Source organism: Psychromonas sp. MB-3u-54, assembly GCF_002836415.1.
In the GTDB taxonomy this organism is placed as follows: Bacteria; Pseudomonadota; Gammaproteobacteria; order Enterobacterales; family Psychromonadaceae; genus Psychromonas.
Map to the genome: position 1 here is coordinate 51357 of NZ_PJBP01000088.1, position 21744 is coordinate 73100.

A 21744-nucleotide genomic window follows, 5' to 3' on the forward strand; every position below is an offset into this window, starting at 1 on the left:
GCCAATGATAAACACGCCTGTTTTTACACGATTAATTTGTAGTGAGCGCGGGTCATTTAATCAACCGATGCCATATCACCTTTATCTTCAAGCCAGACCTTACGATCTCCTGCGCGCTTTTTCGCCAGTAACATATCCATCATTTCTAACATTTCCTCAGCGCCTTCGGTGGTCAACTGAACTAAACGACGGGTATTAGGATCCATCGTCGTTTCACGTAACTGCAGAGGGTTCATTTCACCCAAACCTTTAAAGCGCTGAACATTGACTTTACCGCGTTTTTTCTCCGCTTCGATACGATCCAACACCCCGTTTTTTTCTGCTTCATCTAAGGCATAATAAACCTCTTTACCGACATCGATTCGGTATAATGGCGGCATCGCAACAAACAGATGCCCGGCATCAACGACAGCTCTAAAATGACGAACGAACAGGGCGCAGATAAGCGTCGCGATGTGCAGGCCATCGGAGTCGGCATCGGCAAGAATACAGATTTTTCCATAACGTAAACCGGATAAATTCGAAGAAGCAGGGTCAATCCCTATCGCTATCGATATATTATGGATTTCTTCAGAATTTAAAATAATGTCAGAGTCGTCTTCCCAGGTGTTTTTGATTTTCCCCCGTAACGGCATAATAGCTTGAAACTCGCGATCCCGCGCTTGTTTTGCAGAGCCACCAGCCGAATCACCTTCTACTAAAAAAATCTCCCCGCGCATCGGTTCCTGAGTTGAGCAATCGGTCAGTTTACCGGGAAGAGCTGGGCCTTGAGTGATTTTTTTACGGGCAATTTTTTTACTTTTACGTGTTCGGGTCTGGGCATTATTAATGCAAAATTCAGCCAGTAACTCGGCCTCATTAACATGCGCATTGAGCCATAGACTAAAGGCATCTTTTACCACACCGGAAACAAAAGCGGCGCACTGCCTTGATGAGAGTCGTTCTTTTATTTGCCCGGCAAACTGCGGATCTTTGATTTTAACCGAAAGGATATAGGCACATCTGTCCCAAATATCTTCCGGGCTTAATTTTAGACCACGCGGTAGAAGGTTACGAATATCACAGAACTCACGCATCGCATCCAGCAGCCCCTGCCTAAAACCATTAACGTGCGTACCGCCCTGCACTGTCGGTATTAAATTGACGTAACTTTCTGAAATTGAAGGCCCGCCATCGGGTAACCACACTACCGACCAATTCACTGTTTCACTTTTTGCGGAAAAATTACCGGTAAAGGGCTTAGGTGGTAATAACTCATTGTCTGCAACAGCTTCCAGCAAATAATCATTTAAACCATCTTGATAGCACCACTGATAGTCATTTTTATTTACTTTGTCTTTAAATTTAATGGAAAGGCCCGCACATAAAACCGCTTTGGCTTTTAACAGATGCAGTAAACGGGACACTGAAAAGCGGGCGCTGTCAAAGTAAGCGGGATCAGGATGAAAATGTACTGTGGTACCTGTATTACGTTTTCCGCACGTCCCCGTTACGTGTAATTCCTCAACCTTTTCACCATTTTCAAAGGCAATTTCATAAACTTGACCATCACGACGAATACTCACATCAACACGTTTTGATAATGCATTAACCACGGAGATTCCAACGCCGTGAAGACCGCCGGAGATTTCGTAATTTTTACCTGAAAATTTACCACCTGCATGTAATTTACAGAAAATAAGCTCAACACCTGAAATGCGCTCTTCAGGGTGAATATCAACCGGCATGCCACGTCCATCATCAATAACTTCTAAGGATTGATCCTGATGTAAAATCACCTGGATAGTCGCAGCATGCCCCGCTAACGCTTCATCCACACTGTTGTCGATAACTTCCTGACCAAGATGATTCGGACGTGATGTGTCGGTGTACATTCCTGGACGGTGGCGAACGGGATCAAGACCGTTTAAGACCTCAATGGAATCAGAATTGTATTGGTCGCTCATGCTTGTACCTATATTGAAAAACGTATTGAAAAAACGTATTGAAAAAACGGGGAGTCATTTTAACCAATTATCACTTAAAATTCATCAGCAAAATAAAATCTGAATTGTATGGGTCGCTCATGCTCGTGCCTATATTGGAAAAACAGGCAGTTATTTTAAAAAGTTAAACACTAAAATAAAACCTGAATTGTATGAGTCGCTCATACTTGTGCCTATATTGGAAAAACGGGGAGAGTTATTTGAAGAGATTAATAACTAAAATAAAAATTTAATTATATCAGGTAAGAAACGTTCAAAACCAATAAAACTATGATCGCCCCCCTCTTCACAGGTTATTTTACAGCGTTGAAATTTATCGAAGGCTTCCCGGTAATTTAAAACTTCATCCTTTTTTTGTAATAAAACCCAACATTTTTGTGGATCTCTCTGCTCTTTTACCGCTAATGTTCTTAACTGCTGCAGGTAGTTTTCATCTATTTGATAAGACTCTTGCGTATAAGGGTGAGTTTGCATTCCTGCGTATTGTCGCAGTAAACGATAAGGAAAAACAGCCGGATTTATTAACACCGCTTTCACCCCATATTGCTCACTCACTTTTGCGGCTAAATAGCCCCCCAATGAGCTGCCCATAATAGCGATTTCCATGCCCTTATCTTGCTCAAAAACAGACTCAATCAGCGCCCACATCAGCGCAGGCTGACAGGGGAGTTGCGGGCAGACAAAGTTTATTTCGGGGAAGTGCTCTGCTAAGTAAGCGGACATTTGTCGCGCTTTTAAAGATCCGGGAGAACTATGATAACCGTGTAGGGATAATAAAATTTTCTGCATTAATAGCCTGTAGCTTCTTTATTGGGGCTAAATGCTCCATGTGCTATGCGTTCAACTTTAGTCATAAGAGTACCATTTTTATGTAACGCTAAATAGCGGTAACCGGGCGCACTATCATCAACATCAAAATCCTCGGAATTGGGCTTAAACTGCAGGCAGGTGGATGGGCTGGTTAGAAAGCGCACCTGATTAAACTCAATATCTCCCGCCTGATGAACATGTCCCGATAGCACGGCACGTACATTTTTATGTAACTTGATGAGTTCTAAAAACTGCTGGTTATTTTTTAGAATATGCTGATCTAACCATGCTGATTTAACCGGTAAAACATGATGGTGCACACAAATTAGAGTATGTTTGTCGGGATGATCGCTCAAAGCTTGCTGTAAAAAATTCAGTTGTTGCTCGGTTAAAAAACCATGGGGCGCACCTTCAACTTGTGAATCCAGTAAAATAATTTGCCAAAAATCACTAACAATTTGCTTGCTCTGCGCGAGTCCCTCCTGCAAAAAGCTGGGCAACATCACCGATTGCATATCATGATTACCGGGCAACCAGTAACAGGGTAAATTCAAGGTTTTTATCTGCTTGGTAAAATCAAGGTAAGATTGTTGGGAATGATCTTGAGACAGATCTCCCGTGGATAAAACAGCCTGGCACTTGGATGAGTAACGAGCTGCATGTTTAATCACAGCCTCATAACTTTCAGCAGGTTTTATACCAAGCAGGTCTTTGTTCCGATCGGAAAAAAGATGGGTATCTGTGATTTGCAGAAGTTGTAAACAACCCTGCTGATCGGATCTTAATTTTGCGGCTTGTATGCTCATAACTTTCATTCGTAGATTAATGGATATTGCAAGATTGGTTAATGTTCATAATTTCACCCAGAGTTAATGATTGCAATATTTGCTAATACACATGATCAGACCTTAATATAATTGCCGTTATAACTTAAGTGAATAATTTTACCATTTGCTTAGTTAGGTTTTTAAAAAAAATGCTCAAAAAATGAGATTATGCGCTATTTACTTGTAAATTTGCGATCTAACTACCGGGATTATTACGGATAAATCAGAAATTACGTTATATTTTTACATTTTTAGGCGTTAAATTATTAAATTGTTAAATTGTCTTTATTTAGTTCGAGCCATTGTAATCCAATAATAGTCGCTGCATTATATATTTTCCCTTCTTTTACCCACTGATAGGCTGTTTCTCTTGGTACAACGTGGGCGCGAATATCTTCTCCTTCATGCGCGAGCCCATATAACCCTCCCACCTCAGTGCTATCTACATTCGCGATAAAGAGATCGATCTGTTCCGTTGTACCGCCCGGACTGACTAAATAATTAAGCATAAACTGGCATGATTTGACGGTTAAACCCGCTTCTTCAAAGGCCTCACGCTTAGCCACTTGTTCGGCCACTTCATCCTGCTCAATGATCCCTGCCACTAATTCGAATAACCACGGGGATTTGTCACCTGCCATTGCACCAAAACGGAACTGCTCTATTAATACCACGGTATCGTTTTTTACATCATAGGGTAATAATACAGCTGCATGACCGCGTTCAAAAAACTCAAGTTTTATCTCGGGGCTCCAGCCACCTGCAAATAATTTATGTTTTAATGTATATAAATTACATTCAAAAAAGCCTTTATATAAAGATTCTTTCGATAATACTTGTACATCATCTTGATTATAAAATACACTTCCACCTGAATGAACGTTCATTTTTTTATTCCTTAGAAAAACACCTAACCTGAATGTTTTATATTACACTTAATCTGTCACTAAATTTGAAGCAGCTAGCACACTCATAGGATTTATTAACATGGCCATAAAAAAATTTACTCTCGCGGCATTGTTTGCCCTGACCAGCTACAGTTACTCTGTTCAAGCTGATACTTTATTACAAGTATACCAAACCGCCAAAATCAAAGATCCTGTTATTCTGAAAAGCAAAGCGCAGTATGATGTCTATTTAGAAAAAGTGACAGAAACAAACGCAGCGTTATTACCGCAAATTGGCTTTGGACTAACCACAGGTTATACCAATTACAATAATAATAACTTAAATAATTCAAAATTAGGGGCTAATGTTGAATTAAGCCAATCACTTTATAATGGTTCATATTGGCAACAATTAAGCATTGCTGAGAAACAAGCAACACAATATGCCAGCATTTATGGTTTGGCTGCACAGGATTTACTGTTTAGAGCATCAACGGCTTACTTTAATGTCTTGCGTGCGAATGAAGCGGTAAAATCAGTTAAAGCGAATAAACGCGCAGTAGAACGCCAGCTTGAGCAGACTCAACAACGTTTTGAAGTAGGCTTAATTGCGATCACCGATGTGCATGAAGCGCAAGCCGAATACGACAGAACGACGGCCGATGAAATCATCGCAGAAAATAACCTCGCGAATACCTATTATGCGCTGCGCGAATTAACCGGTGCGGATGTCCATAATGTATCTTACCTGAATACCAAGACCTTTAGCGCAGCTAAAATTGAAGGTGATGTGTCTCTGTGGCGCAACAAAGCATTAGAGTCTAACTTGGAGCTGCATGGCAAACGCATTGTTAAAGAATTGGCTAAAATGCAAATTGATTTAGCCAAAACAGGTCATCAACCCACCTTAGATTTAAGCGCTGGAGTAGGTTACAACAACACCTCCTATGATAAAGACTTTAATAGTGATACCGATATTAGCAACGGCACTATCGGGCTGAGCTTAAATGTGCCGATTTACACCGGGGGCAGTATCAGCTCGCAGGTCAAACAAGCACAATATAATTATGTTTATGCCAGTGAAGATTTAGTACAAACCTTCCGCAGTACAGAAGCACAGATCAATAGAGGTTATAACAATGTCAGCGCATCAATCAGCTCTCTTCGTGCCTATGAGCAAACAGTACTTTCTTCACGTAGTGCCCTGGATGCAACAGAAGCTGGCTTTGAAGTGGGTACCCGTACTATCGTTGATGTGTTAGATGCGACGCGCGCGCTATACGAATCTGAAAATCAATTAGCTAATGCGCGTTATGACTATATTATCAATATGTTACAGCTTAAGTTTTCTGCAGGCACTTTGGCCGAACAAGATATTATCGATATTTCTAACGGTTTAATTGACGTCTCAGCAAAATCTTAATGTCGACTCATTCACACTAGATTTGCTTAGTATAATGAACTGAACGTTAAAAAATTAAATTTAAGCAAAAAGTGGGATCAAAAAGGGAGACAATCTGTCTCCCTTTTTATTAGCTGTCGTCTTGTGAGATTATGGCTTGTTACGGATTGTTACGAATCGTTTTGATAATTTCAGAGGTTGAACAGCCCTCTTCAAACTGTAAAACACGCACTTCGCCACCGTTAGCAATCACTTCTTTTCCTCCGGCAATGTCTTCCGGTTGATAATCTCCGCCTTTAACCAGCAGATCCGGCAAAATCTCAGCGATCAAGCGCTGTGGTGTTTGTTCAGTAAATTCGATCACCCAATCAACTGCCCCCAATCCGGCTAATACCGCCATACGACGATCAACGGAATTCACAGGACGCCCTTGCCCTTTTAAGTTGCGCACCGATTGATCGCTGTTTACCGCAACAATTAAACGGTTACCCTGTTCGCGTGCCGTATTTAAATAGGATACATGACCTGCATGAAGAATATCAAAGCAGCCGTTGGTCATCACCACTTTCTCACCGCGATGCTGAGCAAGTTTGACAGCCAGTTTTAGTTGTTCTTCTGAAAGCACACCAAAACCAATCTCCTGCTGACTATAAACCGCATTCGCCAATTCAATAGTATTAACCGTTGAAGTACCAATTTTACCGACCACAACGCCTGCAGCGGCATTTGCTAAGGTACAAGCCTGTTCAAATGAACTGCCTGCAGCCAATGACGAAGCTAAAACAGAAATAACCGTATCACCCGCACCGGTAACATCATAAACCTCCTGCGCCTGCGTTGGGAGATGCAATGGCGCTTGTCCCTCTCTTAATAACGTCATGCCATGCTCACTGCGTGTCACGAGTAACGCCTCAAGATCCAATTCCTTAATCAATGCCAGTCCACGCTCAACCAAGACTTTCTCGGAATGACACTTACCCACAACCGCTTCAAATTCGGCAAGGTTTGGGGTCAATAGGGTCGCACCACGATATTTTTCAAATTCAGATCCTTTGGGATCCACTAACACCAATGAATTGAATTTTTTGGCCAGCTGAATCATGGTCTGTATATCAGCCAAAGAGCCTTTATTATAATCAGATAGGATAACCACACTTGGCTGGCGTGTTAGACTCGTTTGCATTTTTTCTAGAATCTCAGTGCTGTCTATGCCCTCAAATCCCTCTTCAAAATCTAAACGTAATAATTGTTGATGACGACTTAATACTCTTAACTTAGTAATAGTCGGGAAATTAGGCACGCTCACAAAATCTGTATTTACATGGACTGATTTAAGATTTTTTACCAGTACATTGGCCGCTTCATCAATGCCAACCAGACCAATCAAATTGACTTTACCACCCAGCGCGGCAACATTTAAGGCCACATTGGCAGCTCCCCCCGGACGCTCTTCGATCTGCTCAACTTTAACCACCGGTACTGGCGCTTCAGGGGAGATTCGAGCCGTTGGTCCATGCCAGTATCGATCTAACATGACATCGCCAACTACTAATACTTGCGCCTTGTCATATTCAGGTAATGTTATTTTCATGTGATCTCTTTATTTTTGGACAATTTGTTTACATAAAAGTATTAAGCTTATCATAATCCTCACAAAAGCATATTTACAAAAAATTTAATTTTTATAACAGCCAAAAATAAACGCTGAGACGCTTATTTCTTACCTCTATCGTTATATACCCATGTTACTTCAAGATGCTTTGTCAGGCGCAAGGTCTTCGATCAGAGCAAGACGCAACATGAGGTAATGGTTATTCCCTTTCCGATTGGTGCAACGCAGCGCTGGTTTTCGAGCTAGCGCCCCGTAGGGCAAGGAAAATTGTACCAATCTGCTTTGTTATAAAATCTCTATGTAGAATAACTAACCTTCAATTTTATGCCTAGCATCTCGGCACCATTTTCCTTGCTGACTTTACATCTTGAAGTATCATGGGTATATACTCAGTAATATATTACTTCTAGAGACTGTGCCTATGTTAACTATGCTATGTGCAGATAGTGATCCACAGCGCCTTGCTCAAATCATTGAAGATCTTCAGCCCTTAAAGACACGTTTAACATTACTGCAAGCGACAAGCTTATTTCAAGCAGAGCAGTTGATCTTACAAAATAAGCAAAATATAGCGTTAATACTTTGTGCGCAAACATTTGCAGATGGCAATGCGATGTCAATTTTAAAGCGATCGCAATCCAACACAATGGGTAAAATTGTTTATGCTACGACTCCTTGCGCCACCGAGCTTATTGATTATATCAATCAGGGCCATATCGATTATTTTATAACTTTACCTTATCAAGCGCAGGAACTGATCACTGTTATTCAACAGCAGGTAAGCCGTTATAAAATAAACCATCAGCAGCGTCAGCTATTCCCCAAAAACAGTATTGTTGATACAACCCGCTTATTGAATAAACCTGAGCTGTCTAATTCCTCAAGTTTCAAAGAAAAATTTCTTGATTATTCTCTTTATTCAGACTCTGAACTATCCCATTTGGTAATAAAATCCTTATATAAAGTATTAGAAACAGGTGATCAGTATAAAATTCGCCGTCGTTACAGCACAAATCATATACTCACTCGCGAAGGTGAAAAAAATTGTTTTCTTTGGTTTATTACCAAGGGAGAAGTATTACTTAAGAAGCGTAATGCCCATGGAGAGATTCAGGATATTACTATTATGCAGGCGGGTACTATGGTGGGTGGTATGTCCTTTTTAACTGGAGAACCTGCTTTTAGTACCGGTATTACTCTGGTTGAAACAGAAGTTTTGAAAGTTGATAACACTATTTTTTCACAAATTATGCAATCAAACACAGCACTTTTAGCCCCTTTCACTAATTTATTACTGCGTAATTTCAACCGCCGTTTACAACATAGCATATCAACTGAACTTGCCCTGCAGGAAACTCTGGAATCTTTAGACCTTGCTTACAATCAACTTATCGAAAGTGAAAAAATGGTGGTATTAGGGCAATTAGTTACCGGTGTTGCCCATGAACTTAATAATCCCGTCGCCGCCATTTTACGTGGCTCAGATTCATTAAAAGAACTTATATTTACCCTGCTCGGTTGTAATGATAACACCCCTTTTTCTCAACTTGCACGGCGAACCCTGCAGCAGGGTTTGAGCTTAGTACCTTTGTCAACCTTAGAAATTCGCCAAAGAACGAAACAATTACTGCCTAAAATAAAGGATAAAAAGCTCGCCAAATGTTTAATCAACATGGACTTAGACGATCAGCAGATCCCGCTGGAAAATAACCGGAATTTACGGGAAAGTATTTTATTATTAGATAAATTCTATCAAGTTGGTAGTATTTTACGCAGTAGTAATGCCTGCGCCTCACGCATTGCAGATCTCGTTAAAAGTTTAAAACATTATGCAGCCCAAGATAGTCCGGTCTCAGAGCTGGCTGATATTCATGAGGGGCTGGAAGAGACTTTAATTATCTTTGAAAATAAATTAAAGCATTACAGCGTCATTAAAGAGTACCAGCAATTACCTAAAATTGAGTGTCATCCAATAGAGTTAGAACAGGTATGGACAAATATAATATCAAATGCGATAGATGCAACGGGTGACACCGGGATGATAAGAATATCTACTGTCTACCTGCCCTATGATGAAGCACCCAGCATTCAAGTTATTATCGAAGATAATGGGCCTGGGGTACCGGCACATAATCTGGATAAAATATTTGAACTGAATTACACCACAAAAAGAGAAGGACACTTTGGTCTGGGAATTGGCTTAACTATTTGCACGCAAATTATTAAGCAGCACCATGGCAGTATAGAAATTGAATCTCAGCTGGGTTTATTTACGCGTTTTATTATTACTCTGCCGGTATTTAACCCCAATATAGAAAGTGAACGTTTACCTTTATTATGTAGCTAAGAGTATCTATCAGGGATTATTTTTCATCAATGCGGTGAATAAAAAACAGCAAAACAGACATGATTAAAAGCAGTAATAATTGTAATAAAAGAGATTCTCTTAGGACTAATATAGAGAGCATAAAACTACTTAGCACCACTAAATAGATCTGTGATTTACGCTTTTTATCAATTTTTTTATGTTTTTCCCAATCTTGCAAAGTTGCGCCCAGGTAGGGAGTCTTTAGTAACTTTTGATGGAAATAAGGGGAGCTACGAGCAAAACAGCTCAGTGCCAAAATAAAAAAAGGGGTAGTCGGCAAGAGTGGCAGAATAATACCCAACAAGCCCAGTAAAATACTCAGGCCGCCGATAAAAATGACCAGATAACGATAAAGTTGTTTATGCATTTTGCTGTTTTAGGTTAATTAAGAACAAAAAAAAGCTCGCAATCTGCGAGCTTTTAAAGCTAAAGCCAATCTAAACAGGCTTTGCTGTATGACAATTTGACAAGAAATTACTTCTTACCAAGCTTCTCTTTGATACGCGCTTTCTTACCAGTAAGTTCACGTAAGTAGTAAAGCTTAGCTTGACGAACCACACCGCGACGTTTAACTTCAACGCTTCCTACAATTGGGCTGTGAGTTTGGAATACACGCTCAACACCTTCACCATTCGACGAGATTTTACGAACGGTAAATGCAGAGTGTAAACCACGGTTACGCTTAGCAATAACAACACCTTCAAATGCTTGAAGACGCTCTTTTTCACCTTCTTTTACGCGAACACGTACAATAACAGTATCACCTGGTGCAAATTTAGGCATATCGCTACGCATTTGTTCTTTTTCAATTGCTTGTATAATATTGCTCATTTTAATACCTTTATTACCTAGTTAGCCAATAACATCGCTGGTCAGTCGGAGTCACTTTCCAGTGCAGCAAGCAATTTAGCTTGCTCGTCAGTCAGAGCTAGGTTATTTAATAAATCGGGTCTTCTTTGTTTCGTGCGTTGCAGTGCTTGTTTTAATCGCCAAAGACGAATTTTTTCATGATCACCGCTTAATAATACACTTGGCACTTGTTTTCCATCTAACACCTCAGGTCGCGTATAGTGGGGGCAATCAAGCAATCCATCCGCGAAGGAGTCCTGCTCGGCTGATAACACATGACCTAACACACCGGGTACAAAACGCACCACAGCATCAATTAAAATCATGGCTGGCAACTCACCACCACTTAAAACATAATCACCGACTGACCATTCTTCGTCAACCAGGCTTTCTATTAAACGCTCATCTACACCCTCATAACGCCCCGCCACTAATATCAAAGCATCAGAGCCTGATAATAACTGCGCGCCACAATGATCTAAACGCTTGCCTTGAGGAGAAAGATAAATCACCTTTGCCTCGTGCCCTGCTTCCTTTGCAGCCTGTTTGGCAGCTAAAATGGCATCCCTTAAAGGTTCCACCATCATTAACATACCAGGCCCACCACCATAGGGACGATCATCAACCGTTCTATGTTTATCCAGAGTAAAATCACGAGGATTCCAACATTGAATAGAAAGCAGCTTATTTTTTACCGCTCGACCTGTTACCCCATTGTCGCTAATGGCCCGGAACATGTCCGGGAAGAGGCTTACAACCCCTATCCACATCACTTTTCTCCTAGGGTATTCAGAAATCAGGTTCCCAATTAACTTGAATTAATTTGCTCGTAATATCCACATTGGAAATTACTTGCTTTTCGATGAACGGGATTAATCGTTCTTTGTGTCCGAAAGCATCGTTCGAGTTGGCTTTTACAACAAGCACATCATTTGAGCCTGTTTCCATGATCTCGGTGACAACACCCAGATCGTAGCCATTGTCAGTTTTAACCTGACACCCGATTAGATCACGCCAATAGAAGTCTTCTTCCAAATTAGGAAGCTTATCTGAGTCAACGAGCAGCTCTAAACCGACTAAGGCTTGTGCTTCTTCTCTAACATCAAATCCGACTATTTTTGCAACAAAACCATTACTGTGACATTTCCAATCCGCTATATTAACTTCTTGAAACTGCCCTTTTGATTTCATTAACAAAGGCTTATATTCAAAAATGCTTTCAGGATCATCGGTGTAGGAGTGAACTTTCAACCAGCCTTTGATACCATGAACCGCACCAAACTTGCCGATTACAATTGGTTCTGCTTTTTTGCTCACCGAACTCCCCTCACCTAACTGCAATTAAGCAGCTACTGCGTTATCTTTTACAAGTTTAGCAACACGATCACTTAGCTGTGCGCCAAGACCAACCCAATGGTTGATGCGATCTGTATCTAAACGTAATCTTTCTGCTTGACCTTGTGCTGTAGGGTTAAAGAAGCCTACTTTTTCAAGGAAACAACCGTCACGCGGGCTACGGCTATCAGTTACTACCACTTGGTAGAATGGGCGTTTTTTAACGCCACCACGAGTTAAACGAATAGTTACCATATCGTCCTCTATTAATTATTAAACGTCGTAAGCCAGAATATTCTGACCACCTGCTTTTGTAGAAAGCTGCAAAATTATACTCTTATCAGGCAAAAGAACAATATAAATCACACTTTCACCGCAGTTAAGCGACTAAAGTCACAATCCAACGAATCAAAAAAGCCCAAGAAGACTATAAAAACAATCAACTTGGGCTTATTGAGTAGACTATAAAAAAGATTAAAGCGCTGATTCTTTTTTAAATCATCTCCGTCCTGGAGGCGCACCCGCACCAGGCGGCATCATACCCTGCATACTGCTCATCATTTTGCGCATGCCGCCTTTACCCGACATTTTTTTCATCATTTTCTGCATTTGCATGAATTGTTTTAATAATCTATTCACATCTTGGATTTGTGTACCAGAGCCCGCTGCGATCCGGCGTTTACGCCCACCTTTAATTATTTCTGGTTTGCCGCGCTCTTTTTTGGTCATCGAATTAATGATCACTTCCATCTGATCGGTACTTTTATCATTAACTTGATTTTTAACACCGCTAGGCAGTTTCCCCATGCCCGGCAATTTATCCATCATGCCCGTCATGCCGCCCATACTTTTCATCTGTATTAACTGCTCACGAAAGTCTTCTAAATCAAAACCCTTACCGGCTTTAACTTTACGCGCCAATTTTTCCGCTTTTTCTTTGTCTACCTTGGTTTCAAGCTCTTCGATTAATGAAAGAACATCACCCATGCCTAAAATTCGTGAGGCTATTCGCTCTGGATGAAAAGCCTCTAACGCATCCACTTTTTCGCCCATACCGATAAATTTAATCGGTTTACCCGTAATATGACGGATAGAAAGTGCTGCACCACCGCGCGCATCACCATCGGCTTTAGTTAATATAATGCCCGTCAAGGGTAATGTTTCATTGAAAGATTTAGCGGTATTGGCTGCATCTTGACCGGTCATAGCGTCAACAACAAAAAGTGTTTCAATAGGTTTAATGGCCTGATGAAGATCTTTAATCTCATCCATCATTTCGCCATCGACATGCAAACGACCGGCAGTATCGACAATCACAACATCAATAAATTTCTTTTTAGCGTAAGCGATCGCCGCATTAGCAATATCAATCGGTTTTTGCGTAATATCACTGGGAAAGAATTCAACACCCACTTCAGCGGCAAGTGTTTCCAGCTGTTTGATTGCAGCAGGACGATAAATATCGGCACTGACCACTAACACACTTTTTTTATCGCGGGTTTTTAATAATCGGCCAAGTTTAGCAACGGAGGTTGTTTTACCCGCCCCCTGCAAGCCCGCCATTAATAAAATAGCCGGAGGTTGAGTGGCAAGATCTAATGATTCGTTAACTTCCCCCATTGCCAATTCAAGCTCATTTTGAACAATTTTAATGAAAGCTTGGCCGGGGCTTAAACTTTTAGCAACGTCTTGTCCAACAGAACGTGTCTTTATCGCTTGTATAAAATCACGAACAACAGGTAACGCAACATCGGCTTCGAGTAAAGCCATACGCACTTCACGCAGGGTATCTTTAATATTATCTTCGGTTAAGCGTCCTTTGCCACTGACATTTTTCAGGGTTTTCGACAGTCGTTCGGTTAAATTCTCAAACATACTCAGCTCTCGTTGCTAAAAATAAAATTTATTATACGCACTTATCAATACCCATACTACCTGAATATGCAGATTCACCGTGACCTGCGCGTGCAATAACAAGCAATTAGAATCGGCAAAGCATTCTTAGCCAGCGCTGATAGCAATTTGACTAATTAGGTGGAGTAATTTGTAGATGACAGCCGATTATCTGGCGTTTGCAGTGATCATCTCCTTATGATCCCTGTGCCATAATATTAAGGGAGACTTCCAACACCTCAAGCAATTAATAAAGAAGAGATTTTCACTACTTTAAGCGTAAAGCTGAGCGTACAATAAGGGGGGTAAAATTAGGTCGCCTTAAATCAATAAGCTATCAGGTACAATATGTTGATATCTAATAATTTTATGACAAAGCGGAAAAGTCGAACGCCGGTCCAATTGTTACCCTAGAAGATAACCAATTGATGGGTTACTATAATAACAGCAATATAAATAACAAGAGTGGGTTGATATGGATTACTGGGCATTTATTGTAGCTACTTTTTATTTGATCGGTGGTGGCTTAGCGGTCAATATATTATTTAATCGGGCAAGACCTTTTCACAAGTGGCTTATTGGATCAACCATCATCGCACTTTCTACTCACGTGATTTGGTTATATCAAAATATATTCTTAATCAACGGGCAAAGCCTGCCGATCTTAAATGTGGTGTCTTTAATTGGATTCTTAATCGCCTTACTGTCAGCGATAATGAGTAAGCGCCTTAATACGGGGGTTTTGTTACCGGTAATATTTGGGTTCAATATTATGAATTTTATTGCCGTTGCACATTTTCCAAGCCATTTTATTACCCATTTAGAAATACACCCGGCCATTGGTTCACATATTCTTTTAGCGCTACTAGCCTATGCAATTCTGAGCATTGCCAGCCTGTTAGCGTTACAACTTGCCTACATAAATTATCGCTTAAAAAATCATAAACGCCCCTTAACCATGACCAATATGCCGCCTTTAATGACCCTCGAAAAAATCTTATTTCAGTTTATTCTTATTGGCTTTATTCTATTAAGTTGTACTCTAATAACCGGGTTTATTTTCCTGGATGATATGTTTGCGCAGGGCAATGCCCATAAAGCTATCCTGTCGATAATCGCATGGATAGTTTATGCGATTTTATTATGGGGACATTATACAAAAGGCTGGCGAGGACAATTGATTGTTTATACTACTATCATTGCCTCTTCTTTATTAACCCTTGCCTATTTTGGCAGTCGATTTGTCCGTGAAATTATACTGAACTAAACAACACTCGTTTTTGTTTTATGGTCATTTTTTCGCTACTATCCTAAACCTAACATCCGGTTTTTTTACTTTACTCTCAGCGAGAAGAGTCAACTTCAGGGCTGACAAATGAGGTAAAAAAGCGCTTCAATGACTCTTTTTAGCCGATTAAAATAATCGTTTTTGTTTTATGGTCATTTTTTCGCTACTGTCCTAAACCTAACATCCAGTTTTTTTACTTTACTCTCAGTGAGAAGAATCAACTTCAGGGCTGATAAATGAGGTAAAAAAGCGGTTCAATGACTCTTTTTAGCCGATTAAAATAATCGTTTTTGTTTTATGCTCATTTTTTCGCTACTATCGCAGACCTAAAACCCGTTAATTTTTTATTGAATACAAAGAGAGGACATTTGGACGTCATACCCACTAGTGGATTACTGATCACCCTTGGAATTTTAATTATTATTTCAGCTTATTTTTCTAGCTCAGAAACCAGCATGATGTCATTAAATCGCTATCGTTTACGGCACCTTGCAAAGGGTAAAAACAAAGTAGCAATACGCGTTGAAAACTTACTCAAAGAACCGGACAAACTAATTGGCCTGATCTTAATAGGTAACAATTTAGTTAATATTTTAGCGTCAGCGATTGCCACCATCATAGGTCAACGTTTATTTGGTGATGCCGGTATTGCTATGGCGACCGGCATACTCACTTTAATTATTTTGATCTTTGCCGAAGTGACCCCAAAGACCTTAGCCGTGCTTTACCCGGAAAAAATTGCCTTTCCAAGTTCATTTATTTTGCGCCCATTACAAAAATTACTCAGCCCGTTGGTGTGGTTAATCAATGGTATTTCAAATACCCTGTTACGCATTTTTGGTGTCAATGTTAACCACACGGATGATCAAGCACTATCAAGCGATGAATTACGCTCAGTGGTGCATGAGGCCGGCTCAATGATTCCTGCGCATCACCAGCAGATGTTACTGAGCATATTAGAGCTGGAACAGGTCACCGTTGACGAAATAATGATTCCGCGCAATGAGATTGCCGCAATCAATATTAACGATGATTGGGAGACTATTCTCAAACAGTTACAGCATCGTACTCATACTATGACGCTTTTATATCGGGATACCATTGATGATGCGATAGGTTTTGTGCATGCGCGCGATTCGCTCTTGATACTCCTCAAAGGAGATTTCACAAAAACAAGCCTGTTGCGCAGCGTGAGAGGATTATATTTCATTCCCGAAGGCACTGCTTTAAATACCCAGCTGATTAAATTTCAGCATAATAAAGAACGTATCGGTTTAGTCGTAGATGAATATGGGGATATTCAGGGGTTAGTCACACTGGCGGATATTTTAGAAGAGATCGTGGGTGACTTTACGACTACACAGGAGCCGCACAGCTCGCAGGAAATTTACAAGCAAAAAGATAATTCTTATATTATTGAAGGTAGTCTGGGTATTCGCGATATCAATAAAGAGATGGGCTGGAAGTTGCCAACGGATGGGCCTCGTACTTTGAATGGTTTGATTTTAGAATATCTTGAAGAGATACCTAAAGGGCATATCAGTGCGCGTATCTGCGGTTATCCTATGGAAATATTAGAAGTAGAAAACAATAAGGTTAAACTGGTCAGAGTGATGCCGCAGCTTTACAAAAAAACCAGAGACAGTTTGTCCTGATAAATCCATCATAAAAGGCGGACTGCTTTTTTATACTAAGATAGCAATCTAGATTGCTATCTTAGTATTGTTCAATTGCCAGCAGTTATTATTATAGCTGCTTTAATTGTTCATCCGACAAGGCGATATCTGCATTTTTATTAGTGCCAACGCCGGCATCAATAACGGCTTGAGCAATTTCTTTTGCCTCGGCAAGCGAGTGCATCGCATAAGTCCCGCATTGGAACTTATTAAGCTCAGGAATCTCTTCCTGACGCTCTACAGCTAACACATCACGCATCGCCGCTAACCAGGCATTGGCAACCTCGGTCTCGCTTGGGCTCCCTATCAAACTCATATAAAATCCAGTTCGACAACCCATTGGCGAAATATCAATAATTTCGACATCGGGGCTATTTAAGTGATCGCGCATAAATCCCGCATAAAGATGCTCTAGGGTATGGATCCCTTTTTCCGACAGAAGACCTTCATTGGGCACTGTAAAACGCAAATCAAAGACGGTGATGGTATCTTTACTCGGGGTTTGCATGGTCTTCGCTATGCGCACCGCAGGGGCATTCATAACCGTATGATCAACGGTAAAACTATCTAATAATGGCATTGGAACTCCTTTTTGAAAATATCTTTAATCAACGGTTAAGTGAAAAATAACCGCCATAACCAGCTGGAATCTAAATTATCCTGACAAGTTTTTAATTGCCTTGCATATTGATTGGCACGGTTATCCACTTTTTTAGCGACCCGTGTTAACCAAGTTTTTTTTCTATAACTGGCACGCTGATAGCCACCCCAGCCTTCATGATAATTGAGGTACTGCCCATAAGCGTCCCATTTGGACACGCCATTTATTTTCTGGGTTTTATAGGTAAACCACCCCATAAAATCGATGGCATCATCAAAATCATCGCGATCCGCCCAGCTATTGCCGGTTTCGCGCTGATAATCATCCCAAGTCATTGTCTTAGCCTGAGCATAACCATAGGCATCACTTGCTCTGCCAATGGGGATAAACCAGAAGTATTGCATTGGTGGCGCTGCATTATGCTTAAAACTGCTCTCCTGATACATTATTGCAATAGGAACATGAATTGGGGTGCCCCATTTTTCATTCATCTCTTTAGACGCACTATACCAATCTCTGTTTTCAGTGAAAATATCACAAACATTATCTGGATTATTAGGGGGTGGGGTGGCACATGACGTTAATATCAGGACGCTGATTAAATATATTAATTTATGTTTAATTTTCATTAAATATCCTTTCAAAAATACGCTTAACCAACCTATAAAAATCTATTATATTGAGTAGCAGCAATCCGCTTAATCTTAGGATCTATTGGTGAACATGCAACGCCAATTATGCCGCTGTTAACAGCGCATCTACAAACAGATCGGTTAGTTTTACACATCGCTATACCCAAACAACTTGAAGATGCAGATTTCTGCATCTTCGGTCATTTGGGTCATAACTTAAGTTTTTATAACCTTATCGTCACTATTTTTTTTGTGCATTTAAAAAATAGTTGTGCAGGTATCCATCAAAATCAAGACTGTCACTTTCTTCTATCTCTCTCTGTTTTTTCTCAGAGATTATTTTTTCATTTTCAAAGAAAGCATCAGACCAAACCTGGTAGTTATGCCCTATTAACTGCTCTTTATAACTTTTCGATAAATTTAATGCTAATCGGCCATTATCTAAATGACCCTCTTTAATGATTTTTAAAATGCGTGCAGAACTGGTTAGTTCTGGCGCAGCAAAGCGAGGGGCAATATGGGCAATGGCATTCTGATATCGATCTGAAGCACTTTCTTTATCCATTACCACAGCAAGATCTTTTAACTGCCCCGTTAACCAATCCCCCCAGGCCGCTACATTCTGCTCTTTTCCATCAATTTCCAGCATTAAATTAGGCTGGCGACCTTCCGTCACCACTTTATTTAAATTTGTCGAAAAGTGCTCCGATTGTAATTTAGAAATATTTTCAGAGGGAGTGATCGCACACCAGGTAAGAAACAGATCTAAGAAATTTACCTGCTCTTCTGTTATACCTACTTCAGAAAATGGATTTACATCTAAAGAGCGGATTTCAACATACTCAATACCGCGCGCATCTAATGCCTGTAAAGGTGTTTCACCCTCTTTCTGCACCCGTTTTGCACGAATCGAAGCATACAGCTCATTTTCAATTTGCAGTACATTGTCATTTAGTTGAATATATTTATCATTTTCTTTGATACCTAGCTCAACAAATTCCGGATTTTTTTGGGTTAACGCCTGGCGCACTGAACCGATATACTTATCAAGGCTGTTATAACAAATATCAAGTGAAGATTGAGCGCTACTTGTATAACCTAAGTCACTCATACGCAACGAAGTTGCATAGGGTAAATAGAGCGTTCCTGAGCACGCTTCTTTAAATTCGAAGGCGGTTTTTTTACCCTGTAAAAATGATTTACAAAGTGCCGGAGATGCCCCAAACAGATAAGGAATAACCCAGCCAAAGCGCAAGTAATTCCGGATCAACCCCATATAACCGGCAGACTGAGCCTCTTTTCCGGTTAAGGGTGATTGATTGATTTCAGCCCAAGACTCCCAAAAAACATCCGGGAAGGAAAAATTATAATGCACTCCGGCAATGACCTGCATCATACTGCCGTAACGATTTTTTAACCCTTGACGATAGGCTGTTTTCATTTTACCAACATTAGATGAACCAAACTGGGCAAGTTCAACTGAGTCTTCATTATTAATAAAACAGGGCATACTGATAGGCCATAATGTTTCATTATTTTCTAAATTTTTAGCAGCATAATGGTGAACATCATTTAAATAGGCAAATAGCTGATCGACATCTTTAGCGACGGGAGTGATAAACTCTAATAGACCTTCAGCATAATCAGTAGTAATAGTACTGTGGCATAAAGCACTGCCAAAAGCATAGGGATGGCTATTTTGTGATAAGCCCCCATCGGACGTCACACGCAAAGCTTCACGTTCAATACCGCGGCCAAAACCTTCAAGAGATTCTGATTGTTGTTCAAAAACAGCTAAACGCTGATTAAAATTGAGAGACAAGAGCTTACCCTTTGAAATAACGAAAAGTCTCAGCAGAGTACCTTAATAAAGATACCATTTACAAGTTCAAAAAAATAATAAGCGTCAAACAACATATAAATAGGTGTCGCTCAGGGTAGAAAGATAAAAAAAGGCTTAGATTAATGACAGTGTGGCCAATGTAATAACGGCGTAACGCAATGCTTTACCTAATGTTATCAATAAAATAGAGCGAAAGATGGGCAGTTTTAGCCACCCTGCCGCCAGGGGAATAAAATCCCCCACAACCGGCAACCAGCTTAACAATAAGGCCCACAGGCCATATTTCTGGCAAAATACCCACGTTTTTAAGTACTTAGACTTCGCTTGTTGCATTCCACCGCAGACATAAAAACCCAAAAAATAGCTGCTCAGTGCACCTAAACTGTTACCCAGTGTCACAGCACTAAAATACCACCAGAGATCACTCGGATTATTTTTCACATAATAAATCAGTAACAATTCAGATCCGCCGGGAAATAAAGTAGCAGAAACAAAACTACTGACCAGCAAAACCATTAATTCAGACCACAAATAAAACCCCTTTACCCATAAAAAAGGCCACTCAATAAGTGGCCTTTATACAAAAACTTAATAGAAGAGCTAAGTTATCCGACGATTGCTAAAAGCACACCCGCTGCAACGGCACTACCAAGTACGCCCGCAACATTGGGCCCCATCGCATGCATTAATAGGAAGTTATGAGGGTTTGCCTCTAAACCAACCTTATTTGCAACTCGCGCAGCCATTGGAACAGCCGAAACCCCTGCCGCACCTATTAACGGGTTGATTTTATCTTTGGAAAATTTGCCCATCAGTTTTGCCATTAGCACACCTGATGCGGTACCGATAGAAAAGGCAATCGCGCCCAGTCCTAAAATACCTAAGGTTTCCAGATTTAAGAATTTATCTGCCGATAACTTTGAACCAACGCCCAAGCCTAAAAAGATAGTGACTATATTAATAAGCTCATTTTGTGCGGTATTGCTTAAACGCTCAACAACACCAGACTCACGCATCAAGTTACCTAAACAGAACATGCCAACAAGCGGTGTCGCTGCCGGTAAAAATAGAATAGTCATTAATAATACAGCCATCGGGAAAATAATTTTTTCCCTCTTACTGACAGGACGTAACTGTTCCATCTTGATTTCACGTTCAGCTTGAGTCGTTAAAGCACGCATAATAGGTGGCTGGATCAACGGTACCAGTGCCATATATGAATAAGCGGCAACGGCAATCGGTCCAAGCAAATCAGGCGCAAGCTTAGATGCTAAGAAAATAGCAGTCGGGCCATCGGCACCGCCAATAATCGCAATCGCAGAAGCATCCTGCAGGCTAAATTCAAAACCAGGCACTAAATTAAGTAAAATAGCGCCAAATAATGTAGTAAAAATACCAAACTGAGCCGCAGCTCCTAAAAACAAGGTCTTAGGATTCGCAATTAAAGCACCAAAATCCGTGAGAGCTCCAACACCCATAAAGATAATTAACGGGAAAACCCCGGTTTCAATACCTACATGGTAGATATAATAAAGTATGCCGCCCGGCTCAGTAAAACCAGCATTCGGTATGTTTGCTAATATTGCACCAAAACCAATTGGTAATAACAACAACGGCTCAAATTTACGTACTATTGCGAGGTATAATAATAAAATACCTACAGCAATCATGACCAGATCAGGAAATGCAAAATGTGCTATACCCGTATCTGCCCAAAGTGTTGCTAATGAATCCAC

The 21744-nt window shown here is 40.5% G+C and carries 20 protein-coding genes; 4 read left to right on the forward strand and 16 right to left on the reverse strand.

What is annotated here, in order from left to right:
• Nucleotides 1-56 precede the first annotated feature (56 nt).
• From parE to nudF, 4 genes are all read right to left on the reverse strand, one after another.
• Nucleotides 57-1946, reverse strand: a complete 1890-nt coding sequence (parE, locus tag CXF72_RS02295; protein WP_101036599.1) for a DNA topoisomerase IV subunit B — start codon at nucleotides 1944-1946, stop codon at nucleotides 57-59.
• 255 nt (nucleotides 1947-2201) lie between these two features.
• A complete protein-coding gene (locus CXF72_RS02300) occupies nucleotides 2202-2774 on the reverse strand; it encodes a YqiA/YcfP family alpha/beta fold hydrolase (protein WP_101036601.1) in 573 nt (190 codons plus the stop codon).
• On the reverse strand, nucleotides 2774-3601 hold the full coding sequence (gene cpdA, locus CXF72_RS02305; protein ID WP_232784857.1) for a 3',5'-cyclic-AMP phosphodiesterase: 828 nt from the start codon (nucleotides 3599-3601) through the stop codon (nucleotides 2774-2776). Before cpdA ends, CXF72_RS02300 begins: the two co-directional genes overlap by 1 nt.
• A gap of 287 nt (nucleotides 3602-3888) precedes the next feature.
• Nucleotides 3889-4509, reverse strand: a complete 621-nt coding sequence (gene nudF, locus CXF72_RS02310) for an ADP-ribose diphosphatase (RefSeq protein WP_101036604.1) — start codon at nucleotides 4507-4509, stop codon at nucleotides 3889-3891.
• Nucleotides 4510-4609: 100 nt separating this feature from the next.
• On the opposite strand from nudF, the gene tolC reads away from it, so the two are divergent.
• Complete coding sequence (gene tolC / locus CXF72_RS02315; protein ID WP_101036606.1) at nucleotides 4610-5932, forward strand: outer membrane channel protein TolC; 1323 nt, start codon at nucleotides 4610-4612, stop codon at nucleotides 5930-5932.
• A gap of 139 nt (nucleotides 5933-6071) precedes the next feature.
• Here tolC and hldE read toward each other — a convergent pair whose 3' ends face one another.
• The gene (hldE, locus tag CXF72_RS02320; RefSeq protein WP_101036608.1) at nucleotides 6072-7502 is read right to left on the reverse strand and encodes a bifunctional D-glycero-beta-D-manno-heptose-7-phosphate kinase/D-glycero-beta-D-manno-heptose 1-phosphate adenylyltransferase HldE; all 1431 of its coding nucleotides are present in this window, start codon (nucleotides 7500-7502) and stop codon (nucleotides 6072-6074) included.
• Nucleotides 7503-7944: 442 nt separating this feature from the next.
• On the opposite strand from hldE, the gene CXF72_RS02325 reads away from it, so the two are divergent.
• Nucleotides 7945-9870, forward strand: coding sequence for an ATP-binding protein (locus CXF72_RS02325; RefSeq protein WP_101036610.1), 1926 nt, complete (start codon nucleotides 7945-7947; stop codon nucleotides 9868-9870).
• A 16-nt stretch (nucleotides 9871-9886) separates the two neighbouring features.
• Here CXF72_RS02325 and CXF72_RS02330 read toward each other — a convergent pair whose 3' ends face one another.
• The 6 genes from CXF72_RS02330 to ffh all read right to left on the reverse strand — a co-directional run bounded on the left by CXF72_RS02330 (nucleotide 9887) and on the right by ffh (nucleotide 13950).
• Nucleotides 9887-10258: a DUF454 family protein gene (locus CXF72_RS02330; protein ID WP_101036612.1), complete on the reverse strand. Its 372-nt coding sequence runs from the start codon at nucleotides 10256-10258 to the stop codon at nucleotides 9887-9889.
• Between the two features lie 107 nt (nucleotides 10259-10365).
• On the reverse strand, nucleotides 10366-10722 hold the full coding sequence (gene rplS / locus CXF72_RS02335) for a 50S ribosomal protein L19 (protein WP_101036614.1): 357 nt from the start codon (nucleotides 10720-10722) through the stop codon (nucleotides 10366-10368).
• Nucleotides 10723-10763: 41 nt separating this feature from the next.
• Entirely contained in the window at nucleotides 10764-11510 is a 747-nt protein-coding gene (trmD, locus tag CXF72_RS02340; RefSeq protein WP_101036616.1) for a tRNA (guanosine(37)-N1)-methyltransferase TrmD, read from the reverse strand.
• A gap of 19 nt (nucleotides 11511-11529) precedes the next feature.
• Nucleotides 11530-12057, reverse strand: coding sequence for a ribosome maturation factor RimM (gene rimM / locus CXF72_RS02345; RefSeq protein WP_101036618.1), 528 nt, complete (start codon nucleotides 12055-12057; stop codon nucleotides 11530-11532).
• Nucleotides 12058-12081: 24 nt separating this feature from the next.
• Nucleotides 12082-12330 (reverse strand): 30S ribosomal protein S16, encoded by a 249-nt coding sequence (rpsP, locus tag CXF72_RS02350; RefSeq protein ID WP_011771605.1) that lies wholly within the window; start codon nucleotides 12328-12330, stop codon nucleotides 12082-12084.
• A 243-nt stretch (nucleotides 12331-12573) separates the two neighbouring features.
• The gene (ffh, locus tag CXF72_RS02355) at nucleotides 12574-13950 is read right to left on the reverse strand and encodes a signal recognition particle protein (RefSeq protein ID WP_101036619.1); all 1377 of its coding nucleotides are present in this window, start codon (nucleotides 13948-13950) and stop codon (nucleotides 12574-12576) included.
• A 493-nt stretch (nucleotides 13951-14443) separates the two neighbouring features.
• Between ffh and CXF72_RS02360 the strand changes: the two genes are divergently transcribed.
• Together CXF72_RS02360 and CXF72_RS02365 are read left to right on the forward strand one after the other, a co-directional pair.
• The gene (locus CXF72_RS02360; RefSeq protein WP_101036621.1) at nucleotides 14444-15235 is read left to right on the forward strand and encodes a cytochrome C assembly family protein; all 792 of its coding nucleotides are present in this window, start codon (nucleotides 14444-14446) and stop codon (nucleotides 15233-15235) included.
• A gap of 389 nt (nucleotides 15236-15624) precedes the next feature.
• Nucleotides 15625-16911 (forward strand): HlyC/CorC family transporter, encoded by a 1287-nt coding sequence (locus tag CXF72_RS02365; RefSeq protein WP_101036623.1) that lies wholly within the window; start codon nucleotides 15625-15627, stop codon nucleotides 16909-16911.
• Between the two features lie 91 nt (nucleotides 16912-17002).
• Here the strand turns inward: CXF72_RS02365 and luxS are convergent, their stop codons facing one another.
• From luxS to CXF72_RS02390, 5 genes are all read right to left on the reverse strand, one after another.
• Nucleotides 17003-17512 carry an S-ribosylhomocysteine lyase gene (gene luxS / locus CXF72_RS02370; RefSeq protein ID WP_101036625.1) on the reverse strand — a complete coding sequence of 170 codons (510 nt, stop codon included), beginning with the start codon at nucleotides 17510-17512 and terminating at the stop codon, nucleotides 17003-17005.
• 35 nt (nucleotides 17513-17547) lie between these two features.
• Complete coding sequence (locus CXF72_RS02375) at nucleotides 17548-18162, reverse strand: transglycosylase SLT domain-containing protein (protein ID WP_101036627.1); 615 nt, start codon at nucleotides 18160-18162, stop codon at nucleotides 17548-17550.
• 244 nt (nucleotides 18163-18406) lie between these two features.
• Nucleotides 18407-19987, reverse strand: a complete 1581-nt coding sequence (gshA, locus tag CXF72_RS02380) for a glutamate--cysteine ligase (RefSeq protein WP_101036630.1) — start codon at nucleotides 19985-19987, stop codon at nucleotides 18407-18409.
• 135 nt (nucleotides 19988-20122) lie between these two features.
• Nucleotides 20123-20539, reverse strand: a complete 417-nt coding sequence (locus CXF72_RS02385) for a YqaA family protein (RefSeq protein ID WP_232784858.1) — start codon at nucleotides 20537-20539, stop codon at nucleotides 20123-20125.
• A 74-nt stretch (nucleotides 20540-20613) separates the two neighbouring features.
• The gene (locus CXF72_RS02390) at nucleotides 20614-21744 is read right to left on the reverse strand and encodes a sodium ion-translocating decarboxylase subunit beta (RefSeq protein WP_101036632.1); all 1131 of its coding nucleotides are present in this window, start codon (nucleotides 21742-21744) and stop codon (nucleotides 20614-20616) included.